At 69.0% G+C, this 21595-nt stretch carries 24 protein-coding genes and 1 other RNA gene; 16 read left to right on the plus strand and 9 right to left on the minus strand.

Annotation, left to right across the window (positions count from 1 at the left end):
- The first annotated feature begins 18 nt into the window (after window positions 1-18).
- From AB0H76_RS02950 to smpB, 4 genes are all read left to right on the plus strand, one after another.
- Entirely contained in the window at window positions 19-807 is a 789-nt protein-coding gene (locus tag AB0H76_RS02950; RefSeq protein ID WP_357316508.1) for an alpha/beta hydrolase, read from the plus strand.
- 137 nt (window positions 808-944) lie between these two features.
- The gene (locus AB0H76_RS02955) at window positions 945-2009 is read left to right on the plus strand and encodes a metallophosphoesterase (RefSeq protein ID WP_357316511.1); all 1065 of its coding nucleotides are present in this window, start codon (window positions 945-947) and stop codon (window positions 2007-2009) included.
- 100 nt (window positions 2010-2109) lie between these two features.
- On the plus strand, window positions 2110-2325 hold the full coding sequence (locus tag AB0H76_RS02960; RefSeq protein WP_357316514.1) for a hypothetical protein: 216 nt from the start codon (window positions 2110-2112) through the stop codon (window positions 2323-2325).
- A 59-nt stretch (window positions 2326-2384) separates the two neighbouring features.
- Window positions 2385-2861: an SsrA-binding protein SmpB gene (gene smpB, locus AB0H76_RS02965; RefSeq protein ID WP_357316517.1), complete on the plus strand. Its 477-nt coding sequence runs from the start codon at window positions 2385-2387 to the stop codon at window positions 2859-2861.
- Here smpB and AB0H76_RS02970 read toward each other — a convergent pair.
- From AB0H76_RS02970 to AB0H76_RS02980, 3 genes are read right to left on the minus strand one after another with little or no spacing between them, the layout of a single operon-like run.
- The gene (locus AB0H76_RS02970; protein WP_357316520.1) at window positions 2858-3526 is read right to left on the minus strand and encodes a class I SAM-dependent methyltransferase; all 669 of its coding nucleotides are present in this window, start codon (window positions 3524-3526) and stop codon (window positions 2858-2860) included. The genes smpB and AB0H76_RS02970 overlap by 4 nt on opposite strands.
- Window positions 3527-3571: 45 nt before the next feature.
- Complete coding sequence (locus tag AB0H76_RS02975) at window positions 3572-4315, minus strand: SDR family oxidoreductase (RefSeq protein ID WP_357316523.1); 744 nt, start codon at window positions 4313-4315, stop codon at window positions 3572-3574.
- Window positions 4316-4322: 7 nt separating this feature from the next.
- The gene (locus AB0H76_RS02980; RefSeq protein ID WP_357316526.1) at window positions 4323-5639 is read right to left on the minus strand and encodes an acyltransferase; all 1317 of its coding nucleotides are present in this window, start codon (window positions 5637-5639) and stop codon (window positions 4323-4325) included.
- A gap of 214 nt (window positions 5640-5853) precedes the next feature.
- Between AB0H76_RS02980 and AB0H76_RS02985 the strand changes: the two genes are divergently transcribed.
- From AB0H76_RS02985 to AB0H76_RS03005, 5 genes are read left to right on the plus strand one after another with little or no spacing between them, the layout of a single operon-like run.
- A complete protein-coding gene (locus AB0H76_RS02985) occupies window positions 5854-6135 on the plus strand; it encodes a hypothetical protein (protein ID WP_357316529.1) in 282 nt (93 codons plus the stop codon).
- Window positions 6132-6854, plus strand: coding sequence for a F0F1 ATP synthase subunit A (gene atpB / locus AB0H76_RS02990; protein WP_357316532.1), 723 nt, complete (start codon window positions 6132-6134; stop codon window positions 6852-6854). Before AB0H76_RS02985 ends, atpB begins: the two co-directional genes overlap by 4 nt.
- A 44-nt stretch (window positions 6855-6898) precedes the next feature.
- Window positions 6899-7159 (plus strand): ATP synthase F0 subunit C, encoded by a 261-nt coding sequence (atpE, locus tag AB0H76_RS02995; RefSeq protein ID WP_357316535.1) that lies wholly within the window; start codon window positions 6899-6901, stop codon window positions 7157-7159.
- A 6-nt stretch (window positions 7160-7165) separates the two neighbouring features.
- The gene (locus tag AB0H76_RS03000; protein WP_357316537.1) at window positions 7166-7639 is read left to right on the plus strand and encodes a F0F1 ATP synthase subunit B; all 474 of its coding nucleotides are present in this window, start codon (window positions 7166-7168) and stop codon (window positions 7637-7639) included.
- Between the two features lie 4 nt (window positions 7640-7643).
- Window positions 7644-8159 carry a hypothetical protein gene (locus AB0H76_RS03005; RefSeq protein ID WP_357316540.1) on the plus strand — a complete coding sequence of 172 codons (516 nt, stop codon included), beginning with the start codon at window positions 7644-7646 and terminating at the stop codon, window positions 8157-8159.
- Window positions 8160-8196: 37 nt separating this feature from the next.
- Here the strand turns inward: AB0H76_RS03005 and ssrA are convergent.
- Window positions 8197-8568, minus strand: a transfer-messenger RNA (tmRNA) gene (gene ssrA, locus AB0H76_RS03010).
- A gap of 215 nt (window positions 8569-8783) precedes the next feature.
- Here ssrA and AB0H76_RS03015 point away from each other — a divergent pair.
- The 6 genes from AB0H76_RS03015 to AB0H76_RS03040 are packed head-to-tail and all read left to right on the plus strand — an operon-like array spanning window position 8784 to window position 14953.
- Window positions 8784-9569, plus strand: a complete 786-nt coding sequence (locus tag AB0H76_RS03015) for an ABC transporter ATP-binding protein (RefSeq protein ID WP_357316543.1) — start codon at window positions 8784-8786, stop codon at window positions 9567-9569.
- Window positions 9566-10345, plus strand: a complete 780-nt coding sequence (locus AB0H76_RS03020) for an ABC transporter ATP-binding protein (protein WP_357316545.1) — start codon at window positions 9566-9568, stop codon at window positions 10343-10345. Before AB0H76_RS03015 ends, AB0H76_RS03020 begins: the two co-directional genes overlap by 4 nt.
- The gene (locus AB0H76_RS03025; protein WP_357316548.1) at window positions 10342-11538 is read left to right on the plus strand and encodes an AMP-binding protein; all 1197 of its coding nucleotides are present in this window, start codon (window positions 10342-10344) and stop codon (window positions 11536-11538) included. The genes AB0H76_RS03020 and AB0H76_RS03025 overlap by 4 nt, the downstream gene beginning before the upstream one ends.
- The gene (locus AB0H76_RS03030; RefSeq protein WP_357316551.1) at window positions 11535-12476 is read left to right on the plus strand and encodes a branched-chain amino acid ABC transporter permease; all 942 of its coding nucleotides are present in this window, start codon (window positions 11535-11537) and stop codon (window positions 12474-12476) included. The genes AB0H76_RS03025 and AB0H76_RS03030 overlap by 4 nt, the downstream gene beginning before the upstream one ends.
- Window positions 12473-13621, plus strand: coding sequence for a branched-chain amino acid ABC transporter permease (locus AB0H76_RS03035; RefSeq protein WP_357316554.1), 1149 nt, complete (start codon window positions 12473-12475; stop codon window positions 13619-13621). Before AB0H76_RS03030 ends, AB0H76_RS03035 begins: the two co-directional genes overlap by 4 nt.
- Window positions 13622-13648: 27 nt before the next feature.
- Entirely contained in the window at window positions 13649-14953 is a 1305-nt protein-coding gene (locus AB0H76_RS03040) for an ABC transporter substrate-binding protein (protein ID WP_357316556.1), read from the plus strand.
- 1 nt (window position 14954) lies between these two features.
- Here the strand turns inward: AB0H76_RS03040 and AB0H76_RS03045 are convergent, their stop codons facing one another.
- Window positions 14955-16184: an MFS transporter gene (locus tag AB0H76_RS03045; RefSeq protein WP_357316559.1), complete on the minus strand. Its 1230-nt coding sequence runs from the start codon at window positions 16182-16184 to the stop codon at window positions 14955-14957.
- A gap of 277 nt (window positions 16185-16461) precedes the next feature.
- Between AB0H76_RS03045 and AB0H76_RS03050 the strand changes: the two genes are divergently transcribed.
- On the plus strand, window positions 16462-17298 hold the full coding sequence (locus tag AB0H76_RS03050; RefSeq protein WP_357316561.1) for an alpha/beta hydrolase: 837 nt from the start codon (window positions 16462-16464) through the stop codon (window positions 17296-17298).
- A 30-nt stretch (window positions 17299-17328) separates the two neighbouring features.
- On the opposite strand, the gene AB0H76_RS03055 is transcribed toward AB0H76_RS03050, so the two are convergent.
- The 4 genes from AB0H76_RS03055 to AB0H76_RS03070 all read right to left on the minus strand — a co-directional run bounded on the left by AB0H76_RS03055 (window position 17329) and on the right by AB0H76_RS03070 (window position 21541).
- A complete protein-coding gene (locus AB0H76_RS03055; protein ID WP_357316564.1) occupies window positions 17329-18162 on the minus strand; it encodes an NAD(P)H-binding protein in 834 nt (277 codons plus the stop codon).
- 86 nt (window positions 18163-18248) lie between these two features.
- Window positions 18249-19157 carry an alpha/beta fold hydrolase gene (locus tag AB0H76_RS03060; protein ID WP_357316567.1) on the minus strand — a complete coding sequence of 303 codons (909 nt, stop codon included), beginning with the start codon at window positions 19155-19157 and terminating at the stop codon, window positions 18249-18251.
- Between the two features lie 156 nt (window positions 19158-19313).
- Window positions 19314-19985, minus strand: coding sequence for a response regulator (locus AB0H76_RS03065; protein ID WP_357316570.1), 672 nt, complete (start codon window positions 19983-19985; stop codon window positions 19314-19316).
- Entirely contained in the window at window positions 19982-21541 is a 1560-nt protein-coding gene (locus AB0H76_RS03070; protein ID WP_357316573.1) for a sensor histidine kinase, read from the minus strand. Before AB0H76_RS03070 ends, AB0H76_RS03065 begins: the two co-directional genes overlap by 4 nt.
- Window positions 21542-21595 lie beyond the last annotated feature (54 nt).

Here is a 21595-nt window from a genome sequence, read left to right on the forward strand (position 1 = left end):
GCTCGAGGAGACCGATTCATGAGTGACCAGCTGACCACCGCCCGCGGCGACCGCGTCGCCTACGACCTGCGCGGCTCGGGTCCCGCGCTGCTCTTCCTCGCCGGCGCCGGGCCTTACCGGGCCATCGATCCGGTCACCACCGCGACCGCCGAACTGGTTGCGCGGCAAGGCCTCACGGCCATCGTGTACGACCGGCTCGGGCGCGGCGAGAGCCAGGTCGACGGGCGTATCGATCTGGCCCGGGAGCTCGAGGCCGTGGCCGCCCTGATCGACCGGGCGGGCGGCAGCGCGGTCCTGTGCGGGCACTCGTCGGGTTGCTCGATCGCGCTCGCCGCCGCCGTGCGCGGCCTCGCCGTCGACGGGCTCGCGCTCTGGGAGGCGCCGCTGGGCCCGCCCGACAGTGGCGCCCGGGAATGGGCCGCCGAGGTCGAGCGGCGCATCGACACCGGTGATCTGGAGGGCGCCATGCGGTACTACATGAAGGACATGCCGCCGGAGTTCTTCGACGCCTGGCGGCAGTCGCCGGAGTTCCCCGATCTGGTCGCCCAGGCCGGCAGCCTGCGCCCGGATGGGGAGTCGCTGGTCTGGGCGGAGTCCGCGCCCCTCGCGGAACTGCTCAAGGGCATCGAGGTTCCGGTCTTGGCGATGTTCGGCGAGCAGACCTTCCCGGAGATGCCGGTTGCCGCGGCCTCGATCGTCGCCGCCGTCGCGGGCGCGAAACAGAAGCAGATGCCCGGGGCCCAGCACAGCTGGGAGCCGGAGTCGATGGCGAAGGAACTCGTCGAATTCGTGTTCGCCACCCGCTGATATCCCGGCCACCGGCCGATCGTTGCGGCAGGATGCCGGGTGTACGAGTCGTGAACGATCGGTGCCGCGCTGGACACGTCTTGGTCAGTCGACCAATATGTCCGGGGGACCGTCGCTGGAACAGCTGGAGGCAATGCATGAGTGGCGCGCAAGGCATCGGACGCCGGGAGCTGCTGACGGGTGCGGCGGCCGTCGCGGCGAGCGCGACCCTGGTCGGGCTCTCGCCCGCCCAGGCCGTGCCGGTGGACGAGGGCATCGAGAAGTTCGGCTTCCCGCCCGGTCAGCAGAGCGCCCGCGTCCTCATCACCGGTGACGCCGGCACCGGCACCCGCACCCAGTGGGCGGTCGCCGACGCCGCACGCGAGTTCCACCGGCGCGAGCCGTTCGCCCTGGCGCTCGGCCTCGGCGACAACATCTACGAATCCGGGCCCACCAGCGTCACCGACGTGCAGTTCGCGGACAAGTTCGAAAACCCCAACGCCGGGCTGGATTTCCCCTGGGCGATGGTGCTCGGCAACCACGACACCAGCTCCGCGCTCCCCGGCGACGGCGGCTGGCTGCTGCGCGGCAACACCGAGGTCGAGTATCACGCGGTCTCACCGCGCTGGTGGATGCCGAGCCGCTACTACTCCGTGCGCCCCAATCCGGTGGTCGAGTTCTTCGTTCTCGATCTCAATCCGCTGGCGGCCTACGTTCCGCCGCTGCTCTCGGAGTACTGGGCGGTCGACGGCACGTTCATGAACGAGCAGCGCGCCTGGCTGGACAACGCCCTGGCCGCGTCGACGGCCACCTGGAAGATCGTCTGCACCCACCACCCGTATCTGAGCAACGGCAGCCACGGCAACGCCGGCAACTACGAGAACCTGCCTCTCGAGCCGATCAACGGCGTGCACGTGAAGCGCTTCTTCGAGGAGCACGTCGCGGGCAAGGCGCATTTCATCCTGTCCGGTCACGACCACGACCTGCAGGTCCTCGAACCGACGCCGGAATCCAAGGGCACCCGTCAGCTCGTCTCCGGCGCGGCCGCCAAGACCTCCGGGCACGAGGCCCGCACCGGTCCCAACGCGGCTCTGTTCGAGAACCACCACCAGCTCGGCTTCATGGTCATGGACCTCTCCGCGCACGCGGTGGACCTGCGCGTTATCACCGTCGACCCGGCCACCGGCGCGGGCACCGAGGCTTTCCGCCGCCGCCTGAGCTGAGGGCAATAGCGCTGCGCCGCAATATCACCGAATCGCAACAGCTGGGGCGATCGGGGACCAAACCGGCCAGGATGGTCTCGCGGCCCGCTACCCTGCACGCGTGACATCCGGTGACGGCGAGTCCGAAGTATCCGGCGGATCCCCCGGCGAACCGGGGAACGCCGACATCTTCGGGCGCAGAAGAGGAGACTCCCTGGTGGATTCCGTCTGGCTCGGAAACAGACACGTGAAGCATCTCGGTCGCCCCCGTATCACCACGCTGCTGATGCTGGCCGCCTTCATCGGCCTGCTCGTGCTCTACTACAACGTGCACTGAGCCCGCCCAGGCTCCGGCCGCGGGAAAATCCGCTTGCCGCGTCACATAAAGTGGACGGAATGAAGGAGACGGGGCGCAAGGTCATCGCGACCAACCGCCGAGCGCGGCACAACTACACCATCCTGGAGACCTTCGAGGCCGGGATCGCGCTGGTGGGCACCGAGGTGAAGAGCCTGCGTGAGGGCAAGGCCTCGCTGGTCGACGCCTTCGCGACGGTCGACAACCGCGAGGTGTGGCTGCGTGGCCTGCACATTCCGGAGTTCAGCCACGGCACCTGGACCAATCACTCGCCCCGCCGGGTGCGCAAGTTGCTGCTGCACAAGCGGGAGATCGAGCGGCTGGTGGGCAAGTCCCGCGAGGGCAACCAGACCCTGGTGCCGCTGTCGATGTATTTCTCCGACGGCAAGGTGAAGGTCGAGCTGGCCTTGGCCAAGGGCAAGCAGGACTACGACAAGCGCCAGGACATCGCCCGGCGCACGGCCGAACGCGAGGTCACCCGCGAGATCGGCCGCCGCGTGAAGGGGATGAGCCGCTAGGCCAGTCGCCGGAACCGGGCCAGCCAGGCCGCGACGCTGACTTTGCCGTCGACCTGTGCCAGCCCGGCGGCCTGCTCGGCCACCGAATCGGTCACCCGGCCGAGGTAGCGGGCGGGCTGGAGATCCTCCAGTTCCCAGCCCGTGGCGAAGGATTCACGGATCAGGGTGTCGCTGATCCGCGGCCCGAAGCCCGATTCCCGGTCCGACAGGGCCAGGACGTGCAGCAGCCCGCCCGGTTCGCACACCGCGTGCAGGCTGCGCACATAGGCGGCGCGCGCCTCCGGGTACTCCCCGAAGACGTGGAACAGCGCGCTGTCCACGATGGTGTCGAATGCCGGGGCGCCCCCGTCGCCGGCCAGTGTCTCGGCCGCGGCGAGATCCAAGCCGTCGGCGACGTCGAACCGCGCCGCCGGCACGCCCTGGGCGGCCGCGTTGCGGCGCGCGTACCGCACCGCGCTGGGCGAGACGTCGACGCCGCGCACGTCATAACCCAGCCGGGTCAGCAGGATGGTGTGCTCACCGGCGCCGCTGCCCGGATCGAGAACACGTCCTCGAATCCAGCCCTGCTGCTCCAGCGCCACGATCGCCGGCTGGGGCTCGCCGATCACCCACGGTGCGGAGTCGTTGTCGTAGACGGCATTCCAAGTTTCCAGCGGTATGCTCATGCCTCCACTGTGCGTCCTCAACCATGGTTGGGGTCAAGTTTCGGGTCAGCCGAGCGCGCGCCCACCGTCGACCACCAGGCGCTGCCCGGTGACGAACCCGGTCGCCGCGGCGGCGAAGAAGCTCACCGCGTGCGCGATGTCGTCGGGCTTCCCCAGTCGGCCCACCGGCGTGCGGGCCACATAGTCGGCGCGTTCCGTGGCGGCAACTCCGGCGTGCCGCTCCACCGGAATGAAGCACGGCGCAATCGTATTGACGGTGATCCCGTCCGCCGCCAGCTCGCGCGCCCAACTCCGGGTCAACCCGATCTGCGCGTTCTTGGCGGTGGCGTAGGCGGAACGCCCCGGCCCCGACCGATCGGCGATATCGGAGTCGATCTGCACGATCCGCCCGAACCCGCGCTCGCGCATTCCCGGAATCACCGCCCGCCCCAGCAGAATCGGGCTCTTGACGAAGAAATCCAGCTGCGCCAGATGCTCCGCCCAGCCCACCTCGGCGACCAGTCCCTCCGGCTGCGGCCCCGTCGCGTTCAGCACCAGCACCGCGACCGGCCCGAGGCGCTCGGACACCGCCGCCACCAGGCGCCCGACCGAATCCTCGTCGGTGACGTCGGCCGGAAAACCCTCCGCGACACCGCCTTCCGCGCGAATCCGCTCGACCACCGCCGCCAGCTCCGCGGAATCCCGCCGCCCGTTCACCGCGACGGCCAGCCCGTCCCGGGCCAGCCGTTGCGCGATCGCGGCGCCCAGCCCGCGCGAACTTCCCGTCACGAGTGCTACCCGTCGTGCCATGCACCGATCATGGCACGGCCGGGACCGGTCGTAGCCGCAGCAGCAGTGCGCCCGCGGCGAGCAGGGCCACACAGCGCAGCGGCGTCACCTCGAGCATGAGCAGGGGAGCGGTGCGTCCGGCCAGCGCGCCGCCGAATCCGGCGGACGAGATACCGAGAACGCCCGCCAGGCACAGGGTCATGCCGAGCGCCGCCCGGCCGGTGCCCACCGCCGCGGGAGACAACGTGCGGGGCTGGTCGGCGCGCCGGAAGATCATGATCAGTCCCGCGGTCACCGCCGCGAACAGGGTCAGCTCGACCGGCCGGGTCAACCACCAGCCCGTCGACCCCACCACCGGCCCGGCGCTGTCCAGTGCCAACTTCAGGCCGCTGACCAGGAACAGGGCGGTCAGATGCCAGAGGAACGCCGTCATCGCGATGCCATTGGCGGCTACGACGCCGAGCCACACCCGCGGACGGGCCAGCAGGCGGCTGACCGGCTTGCGCAGCAGCAGCGCGGCCCCGATCAGCCACAGCGCGTGGGCCAGCAGGGCCGCCGTGGGCGGCGACATGTTGGACACGGCCGCGCCCGGCATGCCCACCATGGACAGCGGGTAGGGACCGAACGTCACCAGCGCCGTCGCGGCGAGCAGTCCGCCCGCGGTCAGCGCGGCCGCGATCCGCCGATTCAGGTGGCCGTCGGCGTACAGGAATCCCAGCTGATGCACGGCAAGCCAGACGAGCGCCACATTGACGATCCCGAAACCGCTGTGGCCCAGCCCGAATCGAACCACGTCCACACCGGCGACACCGGCCACGAGCACCGCGGGCACCATGATCCCGAACCGCCGGTGCAGCGCCCACATCACCGGTGCCAAGGCCACCACCCCCAGGTACACCCCGACGAACCACAGCGGCTGACCGATCAGCCGCGTCGCGGTCCGCAGTAACCCCGAGTCGTACCCGGTGAGCTCGACCGCCAGCCCGACCACCAACCAGACAGCGACGAACACCGCCGTCGGAATCAACAGCCGCGCCGCCCGCCCCCGCACGAACCCGGCATAGCCGGGATTACGGCGCAACGCCCCCGCATGAGCGAACCCGCCGACGAAGAAGAACAGCGGCATCACCTGAAACACCCAGGTCAACGGCTGCAACCCGGGCATGATCCCCAACGCGTTGTCCACCCGGACACCCCCACCGGCCTCCGGCACCAACACCACCATCAGCCAGTGCCCCAGCACCACCGCCGCCAGCGAGAACACTCGCAGCAAATCCATATAGCGGTCCCGCGAATCGGGCGTCACCGCCGCCAACTGCCGCGCGGAAAAAGTATGAACTGCCATGCCACAGAGCCTGCTCGCCCCCGCCCGCGAACAGCTGAGCACAACTACTCGAGCCCCCGGACCAAACCTACTCACGAGGGGCAGCCGCGGTTTTGCACGCGCGGCAGCGCATCTCTCTATTGCACCGCACGAGGGCACCCGCAGTCAATAGTCTTGTTGCGATCAAATGTAGCAACTATGCTACGTAGTATCACGACCTCGACGGGGAGGCCTCATGGCGATATCGCTGGTTTTGTTCATCTGCGCCGGGTTGGCGCTGGGCTGGGGGAATGACCGATTCACCCAGGTGTCGGTTGCGCGGATCGCGGATGCGGCGGCGGGTGTCGGTGCGCTCGCGGTGCTCTCGGGTGCGAGATTGGTTGTCCTGACGGCTGTTTCGGTCGCGTTCGCCTACTTCGTCCGACCGGGTGGTGTCGGAATACTGCTGGGGCTGGCGGCATTTCAAGCTGTTGCCCTGCTGCGGGTGACGCGGCCGCTGCTGCGGGGGCGGACATGACGACGGTGAAGGTCGGCGAGCACCACACGGCGCGGTGGCTCGGGATGGAGTTCAACCTCGACACGATCCTGTCGACGACGGTGGCCGCGGCGATCGTGCTCGGGCTGGCTTTCTACCTGCGGGCCACGGTGACTTCCGGTGTGCCGAACGGGGTTCAGCTGTTCTTCGAGACGGTGACGGTGCAGATGCGCGGTCAGGTGGAGGCCGCGATCGGGATGCGGGTGGCGCCGTTCGTCCTGCCGCTGGCGGTCACGCTGTTCACGTTCATCCTGCTGTCGAACTGGCTGGCGGTGCTCCCGGTGCGCTACGGCGACGGCGAACTGATTCACCCGCCGACAGCGGACATCAACTTCGTCTACGCGCTGGCGGCGTTCGTCTTCCTCGGCTATCAGGTGGCCGGCGCGGCCCGGCGCGGGCCGCTCACCCACCTGAAGCTGCTGCTCAAGGGGCACGGCGGCTGGGGCCCGATGGTCATCATCAACATCATCGAGGAGATCGCGAAACCGCTGTCGCTGTCGCTGCGGCTGTTCGGGAACATGTTCGCCGGCGGCGTGATGCTCTCGGTGATCACCCTGCTCCCGGCCTGGATCAGCTGGGGCCCCAACGCGATCTGGAAACTGCTCGATCTGTTCGTCGGGCTCATCCAGGCCTTCATCTTCACGCTGCTGACCATCCTCTACTTCGGCCAGGCGATGGCGCGCGCGGACGAAAAGCACTGACCCGCCACACCAAGACTTAATTTTCATCGAGAAGGGAAGCGAAGATGTCTGACATCACCAACACCGGCATGATCCAGGCGGCGGCACTCATCGCCAGCGGATTCATCCTGCTCGGCGGCGCGATCGGCGCGGGCTTCGGCAACGGCCTGGTCGGTTCGGCCTTGATCAACGGCGTTGCCCGGCAACCGGAGTCGGAATCCCGGTTGCGCGGCAACTATCTGATGGCGGTCGGTTTGATCGACGCCGTGTACTTCATCAACCTCGCGTTCATGGCGTTGTTCGTGTTCGCCACACCAGGGAAGTAGCGAGTCATGTCGACGAAAAACACTGCTGGAGAGAACTTCCTGCTCCCCAACGGCACGTTCTTCGCCGAACTGCTGATCTTCCTGACCGTGCTGGGCGTCATCTGGCGCTTCGTCGTCCCGCCGATCCACCGGGTGCTCGCCGAACGGGAGGAGCGGGTCGCCCGGACCGCGGCCGATCAGCAGGCCGCACGGGAAGGCCGCGCGGAGGCCGAAGCCGTCTACCAGGCGGCGCTGGCCGACGCGCGGGTGGTGGCGACCGGAATCCGCAAACAGGCACGTGACGAAGGGAATTCCCTCATCACGCAGCGGCGCGGCGAGGCACAGGCGCACTCCGACGCCGAAATCGCGGGTGCGCTGGCCGAGTTCGAAGCGGACGTGGAGCGCGTCACCGCCGAACTCCAGGACGACGTGGATCCGCTCGCCCGGACCCTCGCTGACCGGGTACTCGGTGCTGAAATCACCAGGGCGGGAAGGGGGTAGGCCCATGTTCCACATCATTTGGGACTGGCCGATCTTCCTCAGTCAGCTGTTCGGTTTCGCGGTCGTCGTCTACGTCCTGGTCCGTTCGGTGGCTCCTCGAGTACGGGCAGCGATGGACAAGGCGCAGAACGGTATTCGAGGTCAACTCGAAGACAGCGAGCACGCGGCCATCCAGGTGGCCGCGGCCGCCGAAGCCCACGAGGCCGCCCTGGCCCAGGGGGCCATCGCGAAAACGCAACTGACCGAGGAGGCGAACGCCGCAGCCGCCCAAATCCTCCTGGACCTGCGCGCGGAAGCCGAGGAGGCGGCCGAACGCACCGCGCGACAGGGCCGCGCCCGCATCCGGCAACTCCGTCGCGAACTCGTCGAGCAGACGCAAGCGCGAGTGCACACCGCCGTCCTGGACCGCACCGAGCACACGGTGCGAACCCGGGTCGGCACCCCGCAGGCCAGATCGGCCGGCATAGATCGCTTCCTCGACGACCTCGACGAGGTGGGTGAGCGCGCACGGGCGTGCTGAACGAACAAAGGCCCGGTCCGTCAGGACCGGGCCTTTGGAGTGGAGCTGCCGGGAATCGAACCCGGGTCCTCCGCCGTGTCTTCAGGGCTTCTCCGTGTGCAGTTCGCTAAGTCTCTACTTGGATCTCCGGGTCTCGCGAACAAGCTCGGATGACGATCCCAGTCGCTGTTCGATGTCCCACCCAGATCCGCGACCGACCTGGACGGTAATTCCCTCTAGCTGATGCCAGTACCCGGATCGAGGGACGAACCCGGACTGACAGACACGCTTCGCTACTTAGGCAGCGAGAGCGTAGTCGCGCTGATTGGAATCGGCGCTTAATTGGTTGCAGCGACGCTTACGGTGGTCTCTTGCCTGCACCGACACGCTTCCCCTGAATCGACGTACGCAGTCGAAACCGTTCAGCCCCGTACGTGCCCGCGCTTTGCGGGCTAGTCATGTTAACACCACCCGCGGTGGGGTTCATTCCCATTATTTCCGGCGCGCTCCCGCCGCCCGGCGGCCCCGTTTGAGACGGCTCCGCCTCAGATCTAGCAAAACGGACATATCGCCGTTTCGTGGCAGGTACTGTGCCGTCCAACTGCGCAGCAGAATGTGGCGCAGCGCACATTTGGGAGTGCCCGCGTGCTGGAAGTTCGCGACCTGCAGGTCGTCTACGAAGACGTGATTCTGGTCTGCCGTGGTGTCTCCCTCGACGTTCCCGATCAGGGCATCGTCGCGCTGCTCGGGGCGAACGGCGCGGGCAAGACCTCGACGTTGCGGGCCATCACCGGATTGCTCGGTGTGCACCGCGGGCGGGTCAGCGCCGGGTCGGTAACGGTCGACGGTGTCGAAGTCACCGCGGCGCGGCCGTCGCGGATCGTCGCGGCGGGCGTCGGGCAGGTGATGGAGGGCCGGCGGGTCTTCTCCGGGTTCACCGTCGAGGAGAACCTGCGGGCGGGCGCGCACACCCGCAAGCGCGCGTCGATCGCCGCGAGTCTGGATCGGATCTACGAGATGTTCCCGATCCTGGCCGACCGCCGCGCCCAGCGGGGCGGACTGCTGTCGGGCGGCGAGCAGCAGATGCTGGCGATCGGGCGGGCGCTGATGGCCGAGCCGAAGTATCTGTTGCTCGACGAACCGAGCCTGGGCCTGGCGCCCCGGGTGGTGGAGCAGATCCGCGATCTGATCGTGCGCATCAACTCCGAAGGGACCGGGGTGCTGTTGATCGAGCAGAACGCCGCGATGGCGCTGTCCATCGCGACCCACGGCTACGTGCTCGAACAGGGCCGGGTCGTGCTGGACGGGCCGGCGGCGGAGCTGTCGGCCAACTCCGATATCCAAGAGTTCTATCTGGGACTCGGTGCGGAGGGTCATGTTTCGCTGCGCGACCTCAAGCATTACAAGCGCCGCAAGGGGTGGGTGGCATGACCGCGCTGCTTCAGGTCGCGGACCTGAGCCTGAATTTCGGTGGCACGAAGGCACTGTCGGAGGTGTCGTTCGAGGTGCAGCCGGGGGAGCTGCTGGCGCTCATCGGGCCCAACGGCGCGGGCAAGACCTCGATCTTCAACTGCCTCAACGGGGTCTATCGCCCGCAGGCCGGCAGCATCACCCTGGACGGCCGGGAGCTGACCGGCCGGACGCCGGACGCGATCGCCCGGCTGGGTGTCGCCCGGATGTTCCAGAACATCGAGCTCTTCGACAACCTGACGGTGCTGGACAACATCAAACTCGGCCGTCACCTGCAACTCGGGTACGGCCCGGTGGCGGCGGCGCTACGGCTGTCCAAGGCGCGCCGGGGTGAACGTTCGGCGCGGCTCTACGCCGAGGGCCTGATCGAATTCCTGGAGTTGCAGCCGGTGCGCAACCAGCCGGTCGGGCTGCTGCCGTACGGGGTGAAGAAGCGGGTGGAACTGGGCCGGGCGCTGGCGATGGAGCCGCGCCTGCTGCTGCTGGACGAGCCGGTGGCGGGGATGAACGTGGAGGAGACCGCGGATATGGCGCGGTTCATCCTCGACGTCCGAGCCGAGCTGGAACTGGCGATGATCATGGTGGAACACGACATGCGACTGGTGATGGACCTGGCCGACCGAATCATGGTGCTGGACTTCGGTGTCCGGATCGCGCTCGGGTCACCCGCCGAGGTCCGGCACGATCCGGCCGTGCTGGCGGCCTATCTCGGCGGCGCCGCGGGGTCGGCCCAGTGACGGTGGTATCGACGGCGGCGCAATCGCCCGCGGCACTGCACCTCCAGGTAGCCGAGCGGGCCGCGCGCACGCCGACGACGGTGGCGATGCGCGCCAAGAAGCTGGGAATCTGGCAGCAGACCTCCTGGGCCGAATTGGACCGGGAGCGGCGGCTGATCGCGCACGGGCTGGCGGATCTGGGGGTCGGCGCGGGGGACCGGGTGGCGGTGCTGGCGGGCAACCGGCCGGAGTGGGTGTACGCGGAGCTGGGTGCGATGTCGTTGCGCGCCCGCTTCGTCGGCGTGCACCCGGAGGCCGCCGGCCCGGCGCTGGAGCAGTTGCTCAACGAGGCCGCGGTCCGCGTGCTCATCGCCGAGGATCAGGAACAGGTCGACAAGGCGCTCGGCACCGGGTGTCCACGGTTGCGCTGGATCGTGCACCTGGAAGCGCGCGGAGTGCAGGAGTATTCGGACCCGCGGCTCATTTCCTATGCGGCACTGCGGGAACGAGGCTCCGCGCATCGGGCAGAGCTCCCGGACCACGATTCGTCCGCGGAAGACGTTGTCGCCCTGGCATTCCCGCCCGGCGAGAGTGTCGCGGTCCAGCTGCGCGGCTCCGACATCACGACCGTGCTGAACGCCCTGCGTGCGGCGATCCCCGGGCTCGGCGCGCGCGATGTGGTGCTGCCGGGATTGTCCCTGGCCGAGCCCGCCGAACGTGCCGTGACCGTGTGGACCTGCGTGGCCACCGGCGCAGTCCTGCATTTCGCCGAGTCCTACGACACGCTGGCCGCCGACCTGGCGGAGGCACAGCCCACGGTGCGTTTGCTGCCCGCGGCCGGCTGGCAGCGCGCTCACGCCGGTGTCGAGAGCCGGATGGCCACGGCCTCCCGGTTCAAGCGCTTCTGCTACGGGCTGACCACGAGCACCGCGGAACGCATTGCCGCGCAGCGCAACCGCGGGCCGCTGGCTCGGCTGCGTTCCACGCTCGGATATCTCGCGAGCGGCCGTGCCGTGCGCGACAAGCTGGGCCTGCGCAAGACCCGCGCCGCGCTCTGGCGCATCGCGATCCCGGGAACCGCACTGCCGCCGGATATCCCGCCCGATGCGGATACCGCGGCCTTCTTCCTCGGCCTGGGGGTGCCGATCACCCGCATCGAGGCGGCCCGCACCGAGGCCGCCGATCCGCCCGAGAACTCGGATGTCCCGGTATGAACGAACTCCTGCAAGCGCTGATCCGCGGCGCCGGCCTGGGCGGCATGTACGCCACCATCGCGGTCGGCTTCGTCATCATCTTCCGGGCCACCGGGGTGCTGAACTTCGCGCAGCCGGTCTTCATGATCTTCGGCACGCTGTTCTCCTACTACCTGGTCGACTCGGCCGGGCTGCCGTTCCCGCTCGCCGCCGTCGCGGCGGTGGCCGCGGTGGCCGCCATCGCCACGGTGACCGAGCGAATCGCCATGCGGCCCATGGTCGGACGGCCGGTGTTCTCCGCGACCCTGGTGACCGTCGGGCTCTTCGCCGCCGGAATCGTGCTGGTGCACAAACTGTTCGGAGCCAAGGTCATCACCTCCGGTGATCCGTGGGGGCTGTCGAACTTCTGCCTCGGCGGGCATCGCCCGGCCGACAGCGTGGTGGCGGCGGCCTGCGTCGGCGGGGTGACGGTGAACTACACCGACATCTTCAAGGTGGTCGCCGCGCTCACGGTCATCGCGGCGCTGGTGCTGTGGCTGGAGCGGTCCCGCTACGGGCTGGCCATGCGCGCCGCGGCGATGGATCAGGAAACCGCGATGGCCCAGGGTGTCGATGTGGGCCGGGTGTTCGCGCTGTCCTGGGCGCTGGCGGGCGCGCTGGCGGCGGTGGGCGGCATCCTGCTCGGCACCGCGCCCGGCGGCGTCGAGGCGGCTGCGCTGCTGATCGCGCTGAAAGCCTTGCCCGCCATCATCATCGGCGGCCTGGACTCCCTCTACGGCGCGCTGGCCGGCGCGATGATCGTCGGCCTGGCCGAGGCGCTGACCAAGACCTATCAACCCGATGTCGCGCCCTGGCTGGGCGCCAACTTCGACGTGGTGATGCCGTACGTGCTCATGTTCGCGGTGCTGTTGATCCGGCCGCACGGGCTGTTCGGTGCGAAAGAGGTGCAACGCGTATGAGCGCGACCGTGCATGTGCCCCGCGCCGTGCGGCGTGGCCGGCCCCGGCTCTACACCTCCTACGCGCGGGCCGAGAGCGCCTGGAACACCGCCGCCAAAGCCTGGTGGACCGGCGGCCTGGTCGTCTTGGCCGTGCTGGCACCATTTTTCGTCGCCAAGGACGTCACCAACCTGCTGACCCTGGCCGCCATCTACGCGATCGGCGGCATCGGGTTGAACATGCTGACGGGGTACGCGGGGCAGGTGTCGCTCGGGCACGCCTTCTTCGTCGGCGTCGGGGCCTATACCGCGGCGGTCTTCGGCGGCGTCGGCACGAAAACGGTGTACGGCCTGGGCTGGGACATGGTGCTCTGGCTGCCGCTGACCGCCCTGATCCCCGCGATCCTGGGTCTGCTGGTGGCCCCGCTGGCCGCCCGGGTGCGCGGGTTGTATTTGGCGACACTGACTCTCGGCCTGGTGATGATCGGCGAGCACCTGTTCAAGGAGTGGCACTCGGTGACCGGCGGCGGTGGCCTCGGTCGCGCGCCCGCGCCGCCGGTGCTGTTCGGCGCGGATCTGCGCAAGCCGGTGCGGGTGGCCGGGGTGCTGATCAACGAGCAGCGGGCGCTGTATCTGATCGCCCTCGTGCTGCTCGTCGTGCTGGCGGTGCTGGCCCGGAACCTGATGTCCGCCAATGTCGGCCGCGCCTTCGCCGCGGTCCGGGACCGCGACGTCGCCGCGGAGATCATGGGTGTCCGGTTGCAGCGCACCAAGACGCTGGCCTTCGTGGTGTCCTCCGCCTATGCCGGGGTGGCGGGCGGGCTGCTGTCGGTGGTGATCGGCCGGATCAGCCCGGAACGCTGGAATCTGCTGCTCTCCGTGGACTTCCTGGCGATCGTGCTGATCGGTGGCGCCGCCACCATCACCGGGTCCATCATCGGCGCCTGCTTCGTGGTCCTGCTGCCGCGGGTGCTCGAGGAATTCACCCACGCGGTGCCGGTCCTCACCTCCGAGGACGGGCAGATCCTCGGCTTCACGCTCGACGAGTTGAAAACGATCCTGTTCGGCCTGCTGATCGCCGGTGTGATCGTGCTCGAACCGAGGGGCATGTTCGGGCTGTGGCTGCGTATTCGCAACTACTTCCGCACCTGGCCGTTCTCCCACTGATCAGCTGTAGTGAAAGCAGGAAAGATAATGGGAGTCAGCAGAATTCGACGGTTCGCCGTCGTGCCCGCCGTCGCCGCGCTGGTCCTGGCGGGGGCCTGCTCCAGCGCGGAGGACGAAGCCACCGGCGCGACCGGGCCCGGCGTCACCAGCGAGCCCTGCCCCAACGCGGTCGACAAGGCCAAGGGCTGCATCTATCTCGGGGTGCTCTCCGACCTCGAGGGCGGCCCGTTCGCCGCCCTGGGCCGCGACATCAACGACGGGCAGCTGGCGTTCTGGAAGAAGGTGAACGAGGCCGGCGGGATCGGCGGCAAGTACGAGGTCGACATCGCCACCAACACCAAGAACACCTCCTACGATCCGCAGAAGCACGCCGAGGCCTATCAGCAGGTGGAGCCGAACGTGCTCGCCCTGTCGATGAGCCTGGGCACCATCCACACCCAGGCGGTGCTGGACCGGATGGACGCGGCGGACCTGGTGTCGGTCGCCGGAACCCTGTGGTCCGGTTGGCAATTCAAGAGCGCCGACAAGGGCCTGCTGCTGGAAACCGGCTATTCCTATTGCTCCGAGGCCATCATGGCCCTGGATTGGCTGGCGCAGAACAAGTCCAAGCCCACCAAGCTCGTATCCGTCACCTACAAGGGTGATTACGGCGGCGACTACTCGACCGGCGCGAAGAAGTGGGCCGAGGCGAACGGCGTCGAGGTCGCCAATCAGATCCAGACCGCGCCCAACGCGGCGGTCGGCAACCAGGACGGTGCTGTCAGCCAGCTCATCGCCGCCGCGCCGGATGTCGTGATGCTGGCGACCGGCCCCGCCGAAGCGGGCGAGATCATCGGCAAGGCGGCGGCCGCCGGCTACAAGGGCCGCTTCCTCGGCTCCGGCCCGACCTGGAACGGTGGTCTGCTGAAAAGCGCTGCGGCGCCGGCCATCACGGCGCTCTACAACTCGACCTCACCGGTAGACGGCTGGGACGGCACCAGCGAGGCGGCCAAGGCCGCGAAGGCGGCGGCCACCAAGGACCCGGCCACCTGGGGATTCAGCGCGGGCTGGAACTTCTCCTATCCGCTCAAGGCGCTGCTGATCAAGGCGCAGGACAACGGCAAGCTGACCCGTAAGGGCCTGCGGGACAGCATCGACGGCCTCGAGGTCGACTTCCAGGGCGGTGCGCCGAAGTACACCTACGGCTCCGACAAGCCCGATCTGACCAAGCAGCGCGCGATCATCGGCGCACCGGACGCCGCCGCCCCGCTGGGCACCAAGACCGTGCTCACCGATTATCACGGGCCCACCCAGGACAAGGTCACCCTGAGCGAGCCCTGCGTGCAGCCGTAGGTCAGTTCGCCGAGACGTCGGCGGCTCGGCTACTCGGGTCGCTCCGGGTGAGAGTGCGAACGCTGGGGACGAGCAGCGCCCCGGCGATCGCCACGACCACCACGGCCGCCAGACCGGTCAGGGTGGCCGCGGTGCCGAAAGCGGAAGACAGTGGGCCGACCGCGATTTGGCCGAGCGGGATGGCGACGAAGGAGCCGACGGCGTCATAGGAATAGACCCGGGCCAGCCGGTCCGGCGGGACGTTCTCCTGCACGGAGACGTCCCAGGCGACGGTGAACTGCTCGACCGCGATGCCTGCCAGGAAATAGGCGGCGAGCAGCAGGACGAACTCGGGCGCGTGCGCCAGGGTCAGGAGCGGTATCGCCTCGACCAGGACCAGGGCGGTGCCGAACAGCAGGGCGTGGCGTGGCTGCCAGCGGCTGGCGAGGATACCGCCGAGCAGCGCGCCCGCCGTCTGGGCGCCGAGCACCAGGCCCCAGGCGAATCGGCCGATGGTGTCGTCCGCGATGGCGGGGCCGAGCACCTGGGTGCCGCCGACCAGGGCCGCGTTCACCAGCATGAAGCTGACCACGATGGTCCAGACCCAGGTGCGCGCGGTGAATTCGGTCCAGCCGGCGCGGAGTTCGGCCAGGGGCGTGCTGGGCTCGGCCGCGGTGACGCTGGGGACGCGCACCCGGGCGTAGCAGATGGATGCGATGGCGAAGATCGCGGCGGTGATCGCGATCGCCCAGCCCGGTCCCGCCAGTGCCGCGAGCATGCCGCCCAGTGAAGCGCCGGCGATGAGCGCGGCGTTGATGCCGATCCGCACGATGGCGTTGGCTTGGCGCAGCAGGGTGGGCGGCACGGTCTGCGGGGTGAGGGCCGCGGCGGCGGGAAAGGAGGCCGCCGAGACGGCGCCGTTGACGACGCTGAGCGCGATCAGCAGGGGAATCGAGGCGAAGTCGAGCAGCACCGCCAGCGCGGTCGCCGCCTGGGACAGGGCCGCGGCCAGGCTCGCCCCTTGCAGGATCACCCCGCGCGGCAACCGGTCGGCCAGGACGCCGCCCAGCAGTAGGAGCGTCACATTGGCGATCGAGCGCGCGCTGACCACCAGGCCGAGCGCGGTCACCGAGCCGGTGAGATCGAGGACGGCGAAGGCGAGCGCGACGGGGGCGATGGCGTTGCCGATGAAGGTGGTGATCCGGCCGGCGGCCAGGCGGCGAAACATCGGCTCACGGAGTGGGGCCAGCATTCCGGGCGCGGTCACCGCCCGGCCGCCCGGGACTGTCGTGCACGCGTCATGATCGCTCCCAACCGCTCGACTCTCCGTGCCATCTTGCGTGAGTTCGTGGCATGCCGTCGGCTATTCGCCGGCGCCTTTACCTGTTCTGTGCAATGACGTTGGCGGTGAAAGCAATTCGTGTTCCACGCTGTGGTCCGCGTCACAAACGCGCCGCGATGAATTCCGGATGGCGCTCCCGTCTACCTGACAGCAAGCTCCGATTACCGTGTCACGAAAGGCTTTACCGATGGAAACCGTTACCACTCGTTCGGGAATCGAGCTGGCTTTCGATCGCGTCGTCGGCGGCGATGCCGGCACCGTAATCCTCATCGGCGGCGCGTTCAGTTACCGGCGCTTTCCCAAGCTGGTCGAGCTGGCCGAGAAATTGGCGGCGGATTACCGGCTCACGGTGATCAACTACGACCGGCGCGGCCGGGGTGACAGCTCCGATTCGCCCGGCGAGTACGACGTGGACAACGAAATCGAGGACCTCGCCGCGATCGTCGACGCGGCCGGTGGTCGGGCGGCGGTGTTCGGCTGGTCCTCGGGCGCCGGTCTGGCGCTGCGGGCCGCGGCCTCGGGGCGGGTGCCCGGCATCACCAAGGTGGTGGCTTTCGAGCCGCCGTTCGTGGTGGACCACGACAACTTCGTGCCCTCGGCCGACCTGGCCGAGCAGCTGCACGCGCTGATCGCGGCGAACAAGCGGGCCGAGGTGGTGCGCTTCTACATGGCCAAGGGTATGGGCATGCCCCGGATCTTCGGCCTGCTCATGCCTTTGACGCCGATGTGGAAGCACCTGCTGGCCACCGCGCCGGCCACCGCGCACGATTGGGCCATCATGGCCGACTTCATGCGCGGTGCGGCGCTGCGGCCCGAGGACTGGGCCGGCGTGCGGGTCCCGACGCTGGTTATCTCCGGGGCCAAGAGCGACGCGCTGTTGCGCACCGCCGCCCGGGCGATCACCGCGGTTCTTCCCGATGCCAGCCACCGGGAATTGGCGAAGCTGAGTCACAACCCGGATATCGGTCTCCTCGCGCCGGTGGCGGGCGAATTTCTCGTCGACGCACCACAACCGGCGCACTGATCACCTCTGGTGCGAATTCGGGGAACGCGCTCAGCGGAATGCCGAGGCGTTCTCCTCGACCCACTGGCGATAAGTCCGGCCCGGGTCTCCGGTGAGGGCCGAAACAGTGTCGCGGACCTGCCGCAGTTCGTCGGTGATATCGCCACCGGTGACCTCGAGTACCGCGTCCACCTCGTCCGCGCCGAAGATCGGCAGCAGCTCCGAACGCGCGGTGTCCCGGCTGATCTCGGTGAACTCGATATCGCGGCCAAGCAGGGCGGCGACGGCCGCCACCTGTGCTCGGGGGCTGATGGATTCGGGGCCGGTCAGGGCGTACCGGCGGCCCCGGTGCCCGGGTTCGGTGAGCGCTACCCGCGCCGCGGCGGCGATGTCGGCGGGGTGGATGGTCGGGAGTTCGGCATCGGCGTAGGCCGCGCGGACCGGGCGCCGCGCCCGGATCGCCTCGGCCCAGAGCATCGTGTTCGAGGCGAACTGGGTGGGGCGCAGGATGGTCCAGTCCAGACCGCTGGCCTCCAGTTCCTTTTCGACGGACGACTTTTCGGCCGCCGGGCCGAGGTGCGGGTGCGTCTCGACCGTGATCGAGGACACCAGCACGACGTGCTCGACTCCGGCTCGGCGGGCGGCCGCGATGATCTCGGCATCCGGGCCGAGGCCGGAGATCAGGAACATCGCGCGCACGCCGCGCACCGCGTCCCGCAGCGCGCTGGGATCGGTCAGGTCGGCCTCGAGCGCCTCGACACCGGCGGGGAACGCGGCCCGGGCGGCGTCTCGGGTGAGGGCGCGCAGCGGGTTCGCGCCGGCGGCATGCAACTCGTGCAGCAGGGGGCGCCCGATATTGCCGGTGGCGCCGGTGATGAGCAGCATGGTGGTCTCCTGTTCGCGATGAATAACTGGTGGCGACGCTAGGACCTGAAGTTGACTTCAGGTCAAATCGAAGCCGTTGCGCGACGCTATGGCGCCGCGTCGCCGGCGGGGCATCGGACGCCGGTGTAGGGCAGGTCGAGCGCGCGGTGCACCAGATGCGCCACGGCGGGGGAATCCGGGAGGATGCCGTGGTGGAAAGTGTCTGTGGGACAGGCGTCTTGGACCCAGGCGTTCACGACGGTCGCGCCCGGACCGGCGTGCAGGAAGGTGGCATCCGGCGGGGTGACCACGCGGTCCACCCGGGTGGCGATCGCGGTGTACTCGATGCCGGGTTCGGTATCGCCCGCCGCGTTCAGCAGGCGCAGGAACTCACTGCCCGCCAGTTGCTGGGCGGCGGCGGTGCCCAGCACCTTGGCGATGACGACATCGGAGGGCCCCGAAGCGCTGCCGCCGGGTAGTAGGTAGCCCAGGCCGTCCGCGGTGGTGCCGTGGTTGGTGGCGGCGATCGTGACCAGCCGGCGCACTCGCGGCGCCGGCTGGGTGCCGCCCTCGAATCGCAGATACTGCCTGGCCAGCGGCCCGCCCTGGGAATGCGCGACGATATCGACCCGTGCCGCGCCGGTCGCCGTCCGCACCCGGTCGACGAACTCGGCGAGTTCCTTGGCGGACGAACGGATATCCGCGGTGCCGTACACGCCGGGTTCCGATCCCCGGAGGCTGAACCGCTTCTGCCCGTAGTTGAGCGAAAACACGCACGCCCCAGCCGCTTTCAACTGCGGAGCCAGCCCCGCCCACACGCTCTGATTTCCCCACGTCCCGTGCACCAGCACCACCGGCTCGGGATGGCGCGCCGTCGGCACGCACCCCCAGTCGTTCGCACCCGCGGGCGCGAGGGCCTCGTCACCCCTCTCCGCATGCACCGGCCCGGCCACCACTCCCGCGACAGCCACCGCCCCGAGCACGCACATCCAGCGGCACAGCCCGCGCACAGCCATCCGACGCACCTCCTTCCGCTCACACGAGTGCTCCGCGAATTCGGCCGCCATCCCATCCATCAGGTACCGCGCGCCCATACAAGCACCGGCCGGAACAGGTTCCAAACACCCCGCCGGGGTGGCGTCCGGCCATTCTCGAAACAGGGCGGTGAACGCTTACGCCCCGATCCAGTGGTAGCGGCGTTCGGGGCGGCCGGTGCCGCCGTAGCGGAGGCGGACTTCGGCGCTGCCGGTTTCGGCGAAGTGTTCCAGGTAGCGGCGGGCACTGACGCGGGAGAGGGCGGTGGCGTCGGCACATTCCTGGGCGGAGACGCCGGAAGGGGTTGCGCGCAGGACGTTTTCGACCAGCAGGGCGGTTTGGGCGGTGAGGCCCTTCGGGAGGGTGAGGGCGGTGCGGGGGCGGCCGGCGAAGACCTGGTCGACATCGGATTGGGCGGCATGGGAGAGCTCGGCGAGCTTGGTGTGCAGGGCCGCGAAGTGCTGGAGCTGGTCGTAGAGTGCGCCGTAGGTGAAGGGTTTGATCAGGTAGTGCAGGACGCCGCCGCGCATGGCGGTACGGATGGTGTTGACGTCGTCGGCGGCGCTGATCACGATCACGTCGGTGGCCTCGGCGGTTTCGCGGATGCCGCGCAGCACCGTCAGACCGTCCAGGTCGGGCAGATAGATGTCGAGCAGTACCAGATCGGGTTGCAGGTCGCCGATCAGGCGCAGCGCCTCGGCCCCGGTCCGGGCGACGCCCGTGACGGTGAAACCCGGTGTCTTGCTGACATATCCGCTGTGCACCTTGGCGACCATGAAGTCGTCGTCGACGACCAGAACCCGAATCATGCGCGCACCTCCAGCGGCAGGGTCGCGGTGAACACCGCGCCGTCGGCGTTGTGCACCGACACGGTGCCGCCACGCCGGACGCAGGCCTGCCGGGTGATGGCCAGCCCGAGCCCGCGCTGACCGCCCGCGGCGGCCTTGGTGGTGAACCCGTGCCGGAAGACCTCGCGGGCCAGTTCGGGCGCGACGCCGGGCCCGGAATCCCGGACCACCACGTGCACGGCGCGATCCCGTACACGGATGTCGACTTCGATCCAGCCGGGCCCGGACAGCGCGTCCAGGGCATTGTCGATCAGATTGCCCAGCACCGTGACGATGTCACCGGACAGCGCCGTGTCCACCTCGGATAACCCGCTGTCGGCCGAAAGCCGCAGTCCCACACCCTGTTCGGCGGCCAAACTGGACTTCGCGATGAGCAGCGCCGCCGCCGCGGGATCGCCGATCCGCGCGGTCACCTCGGCCTGCCACTGGTCCCGATTGGCGCTGACCCGGGTGATGTAGTGCGCGACCTCGTCGTATTCGCCGAGTTCGATCAGCCCGGCGATGGTGTGCAACCGATTGCTGAACTCGTGCGCCTGGGCGCGCAACGTGTCCGCGGCATTGCGGTTCTCGGTGAGCTGATCCTGCAATCGCACCAGTTCGGTCCGGTCCCGCAGGGTCACCACGGCGCCCAGCGTGCGCTGGTCCCACTGGATCGGGGTCCGGTTCATCACCAGCACTTTGCCGCGGCGCAGGCCGATCAGGTCGGTGCCCGCGGCGCGGCCGGTGAACACGTCGACCAACCGCTCGTTGAGCCCGAGGTCGTAGACGCTGCGCCCCACCACGTCGCCGAGCGTCAACAGGTCTTTGGCCTGGTCGTTGACGAGAGTGACGCGATGCTGCTGGTCCAGGCCGACCACACCCTCGTGCACGCCGTGCAGCATGGCTTCGCGATGTTCGACGAGCGCGGCGATCTCGGCGGGTTCCAGGCCGAAGGTCTGGCGTTTGACCCACCAGGACAGCGACAGCGAGCCGGCCACACCGACGGCGGTGGCGATGCCGAGCAGGCTGAGCAACCCGGGGAACGATTCGGCCAGGGTGTGCCAGATCGCGGGCTGTTCCTTCTTCGCGGCGACATAGCCGACCACCTCGTGGCTGCCCTGCCCGATCACCGGCACGTGCGCGACCACCTCGTCGTCGATCTCGCCGACCCAGGCCCGGCCCTCGGTGACGGTGGAGTCGGCCAGCCGCAGCGGCTTGTTGATCTCGGAAGGATCCTGTGAGGTGAGCACCTTGCCGTCGGCGCGCGCGATGACGACCTCGTCGGCCCCGGAGGCGACCTGCGCGGCGGTCGCGAACGGCGCCAGCAGCAGATGCTGTTTGGGATCGGCGAGCAGCACTCGCAGACTCGGGTTGGCGGCCACGTCCTCGGCGATGCCGAGCATGCGCCGCGATTCGGTGTTGCGGAACGTCTCGCTCACCTGCGCGACCACCACGGCGGCGACGGCGGCGAGCAGCACCAGCACGATCAGCAACTGCAGGGCAAGCAATTGCCGTGCCAGTGAGCCTTTCTTGCCCACGCCTACCTCCTGTGAAACCTGCCCGCAGTCAGTGTCCCTGCCCGCCACCGGAAA

It is taken from the genome of Nocardia sp. NPDC050712 (genome assembly GCF_040654295.1).
In the GTDB taxonomy this organism is placed as follows: Bacteria; Actinomycetota; Actinomycetes; order Mycobacteriales; family Mycobacteriaceae; genus Nocardia.

What these genes read in the sequence shown, in the direction of transcription:
- AB0H76_RS02950 (WP_357316508.1), top strand. Translation starts at nt 19, where the DNA reads ATGAGTGACCAGCTGACCACCGCCCGCGGCGACCGCGTCGCCTACGAC.
- AB0H76_RS02955 (WP_357316511.1), top strand. Translation starts at nt 945, where the DNA reads ATGAGTGGCGCGCAAGGCATCGGACGCCGGGAGCTGCTGACGGGTGCG.
- smpB (WP_357316517.1), top strand. Translation starts at nt 2,385, where the DNA reads ATGAAGGAGACGGGGCGCAAGGTCATCGCGACCAACCGCCGAGCGCGG.
- AB0H76_RS02970 (WP_357316520.1), bottom strand. Translation starts at nt 3,526, where the DNA reads ATGAGCATACCGCTGGAAACTTGGAATGCCGTCTACGACAACGACTCC.
- AB0H76_RS02975 (WP_357316523.1), bottom strand. Translation starts at nt 4,315, where the DNA reads ATGGCACGACGGGTAGCACTCGTGACGGGAAGTTCGCGCGGGCTGGGC.
- AB0H76_RS02980 (WP_357316526.1), bottom strand. Translation starts at nt 5,639, where the DNA reads ATGGCAGTTCATACTTTTTCCGCGCGGCAGTTGGCGGCGGTGACGCCC.
- AB0H76_RS02985 (WP_357316529.1), top strand. Translation starts at nt 5,854, where the DNA reads ATGGCGATATCGCTGGTTTTGTTCATCTGCGCCGGGTTGGCGCTGGGC.
- atpB (WP_357316532.1), top strand. Translation starts at nt 6,132, where the DNA reads ATGACGACGGTGAAGGTCGGCGAGCACCACACGGCGCGGTGGCTCGGG.
- atpE (WP_357316535.1), top strand. Translation starts at nt 6,899, where the DNA reads ATGTCTGACATCACCAACACCGGCATGATCCAGGCGGCGGCACTCATC.
- AB0H76_RS03000 (WP_357316537.1), top strand. Translation starts at nt 7,166, where the DNA reads ATGTCGACGAAAAACACTGCTGGAGAGAACTTCCTGCTCCCCAACGGC.
- AB0H76_RS03005 (WP_357316540.1), top strand. Translation starts at nt 7,644, where the DNA reads ATGTTCCACATCATTTGGGACTGGCCGATCTTCCTCAGTCAGCTGTTC.
- AB0H76_RS03020 (WP_357316545.1), top strand. Translation starts at nt 9,566, where the DNA reads ATGACCGCGCTGCTTCAGGTCGCGGACCTGAGCCTGAATTTCGGTGGC.
- AB0H76_RS03030 (WP_357316551.1), top strand. Translation starts at nt 11,535, where the DNA reads ATGAACGAACTCCTGCAAGCGCTGATCCGCGGCGCCGGCCTGGGCGGC.
- AB0H76_RS03035 (WP_357316554.1), top strand. Translation starts at nt 12,473, where the DNA reads ATGAGCGCGACCGTGCATGTGCCCCGCGCCGTGCGGCGTGGCCGGCCC.
- AB0H76_RS03040 (WP_357316556.1), top strand. Translation starts at nt 13,649, where the DNA reads ATGGGAGTCAGCAGAATTCGACGGTTCGCCGTCGTGCCCGCCGTCGCC.
- AB0H76_RS03045 (WP_357316559.1), bottom strand. Translation starts at nt 16,184, where the DNA reads ATGCTGGCCCCACTCCGTGAGCCGATGTTTCGCCGCCTGGCCGCCGGC.
- AB0H76_RS03050 (WP_357316561.1), top strand. Translation starts at nt 16,462, where the DNA reads ATGGAAACCGTTACCACTCGTTCGGGAATCGAGCTGGCTTTCGATCGC.
- AB0H76_RS03055 (WP_357316564.1), bottom strand. Translation starts at nt 18,162, where the DNA reads ATGCTGCTCATCACCGGCGCCACCGGCAATATCGGGCGCCCCCTGCTG.
- AB0H76_RS03060 (WP_357316567.1), bottom strand. Translation starts at nt 19,157, where the DNA reads ATGGCTGTGCGCGGGCTGTGCCGCTGGATGTGCGTGCTCGGGGCGGTG.
- AB0H76_RS03065 (WP_357316570.1), bottom strand. Translation starts at nt 19,985, where the DNA reads ATGATTCGGGTTCTGGTCGTCGACGACGACTTCATGGTCGCCAAGGTG.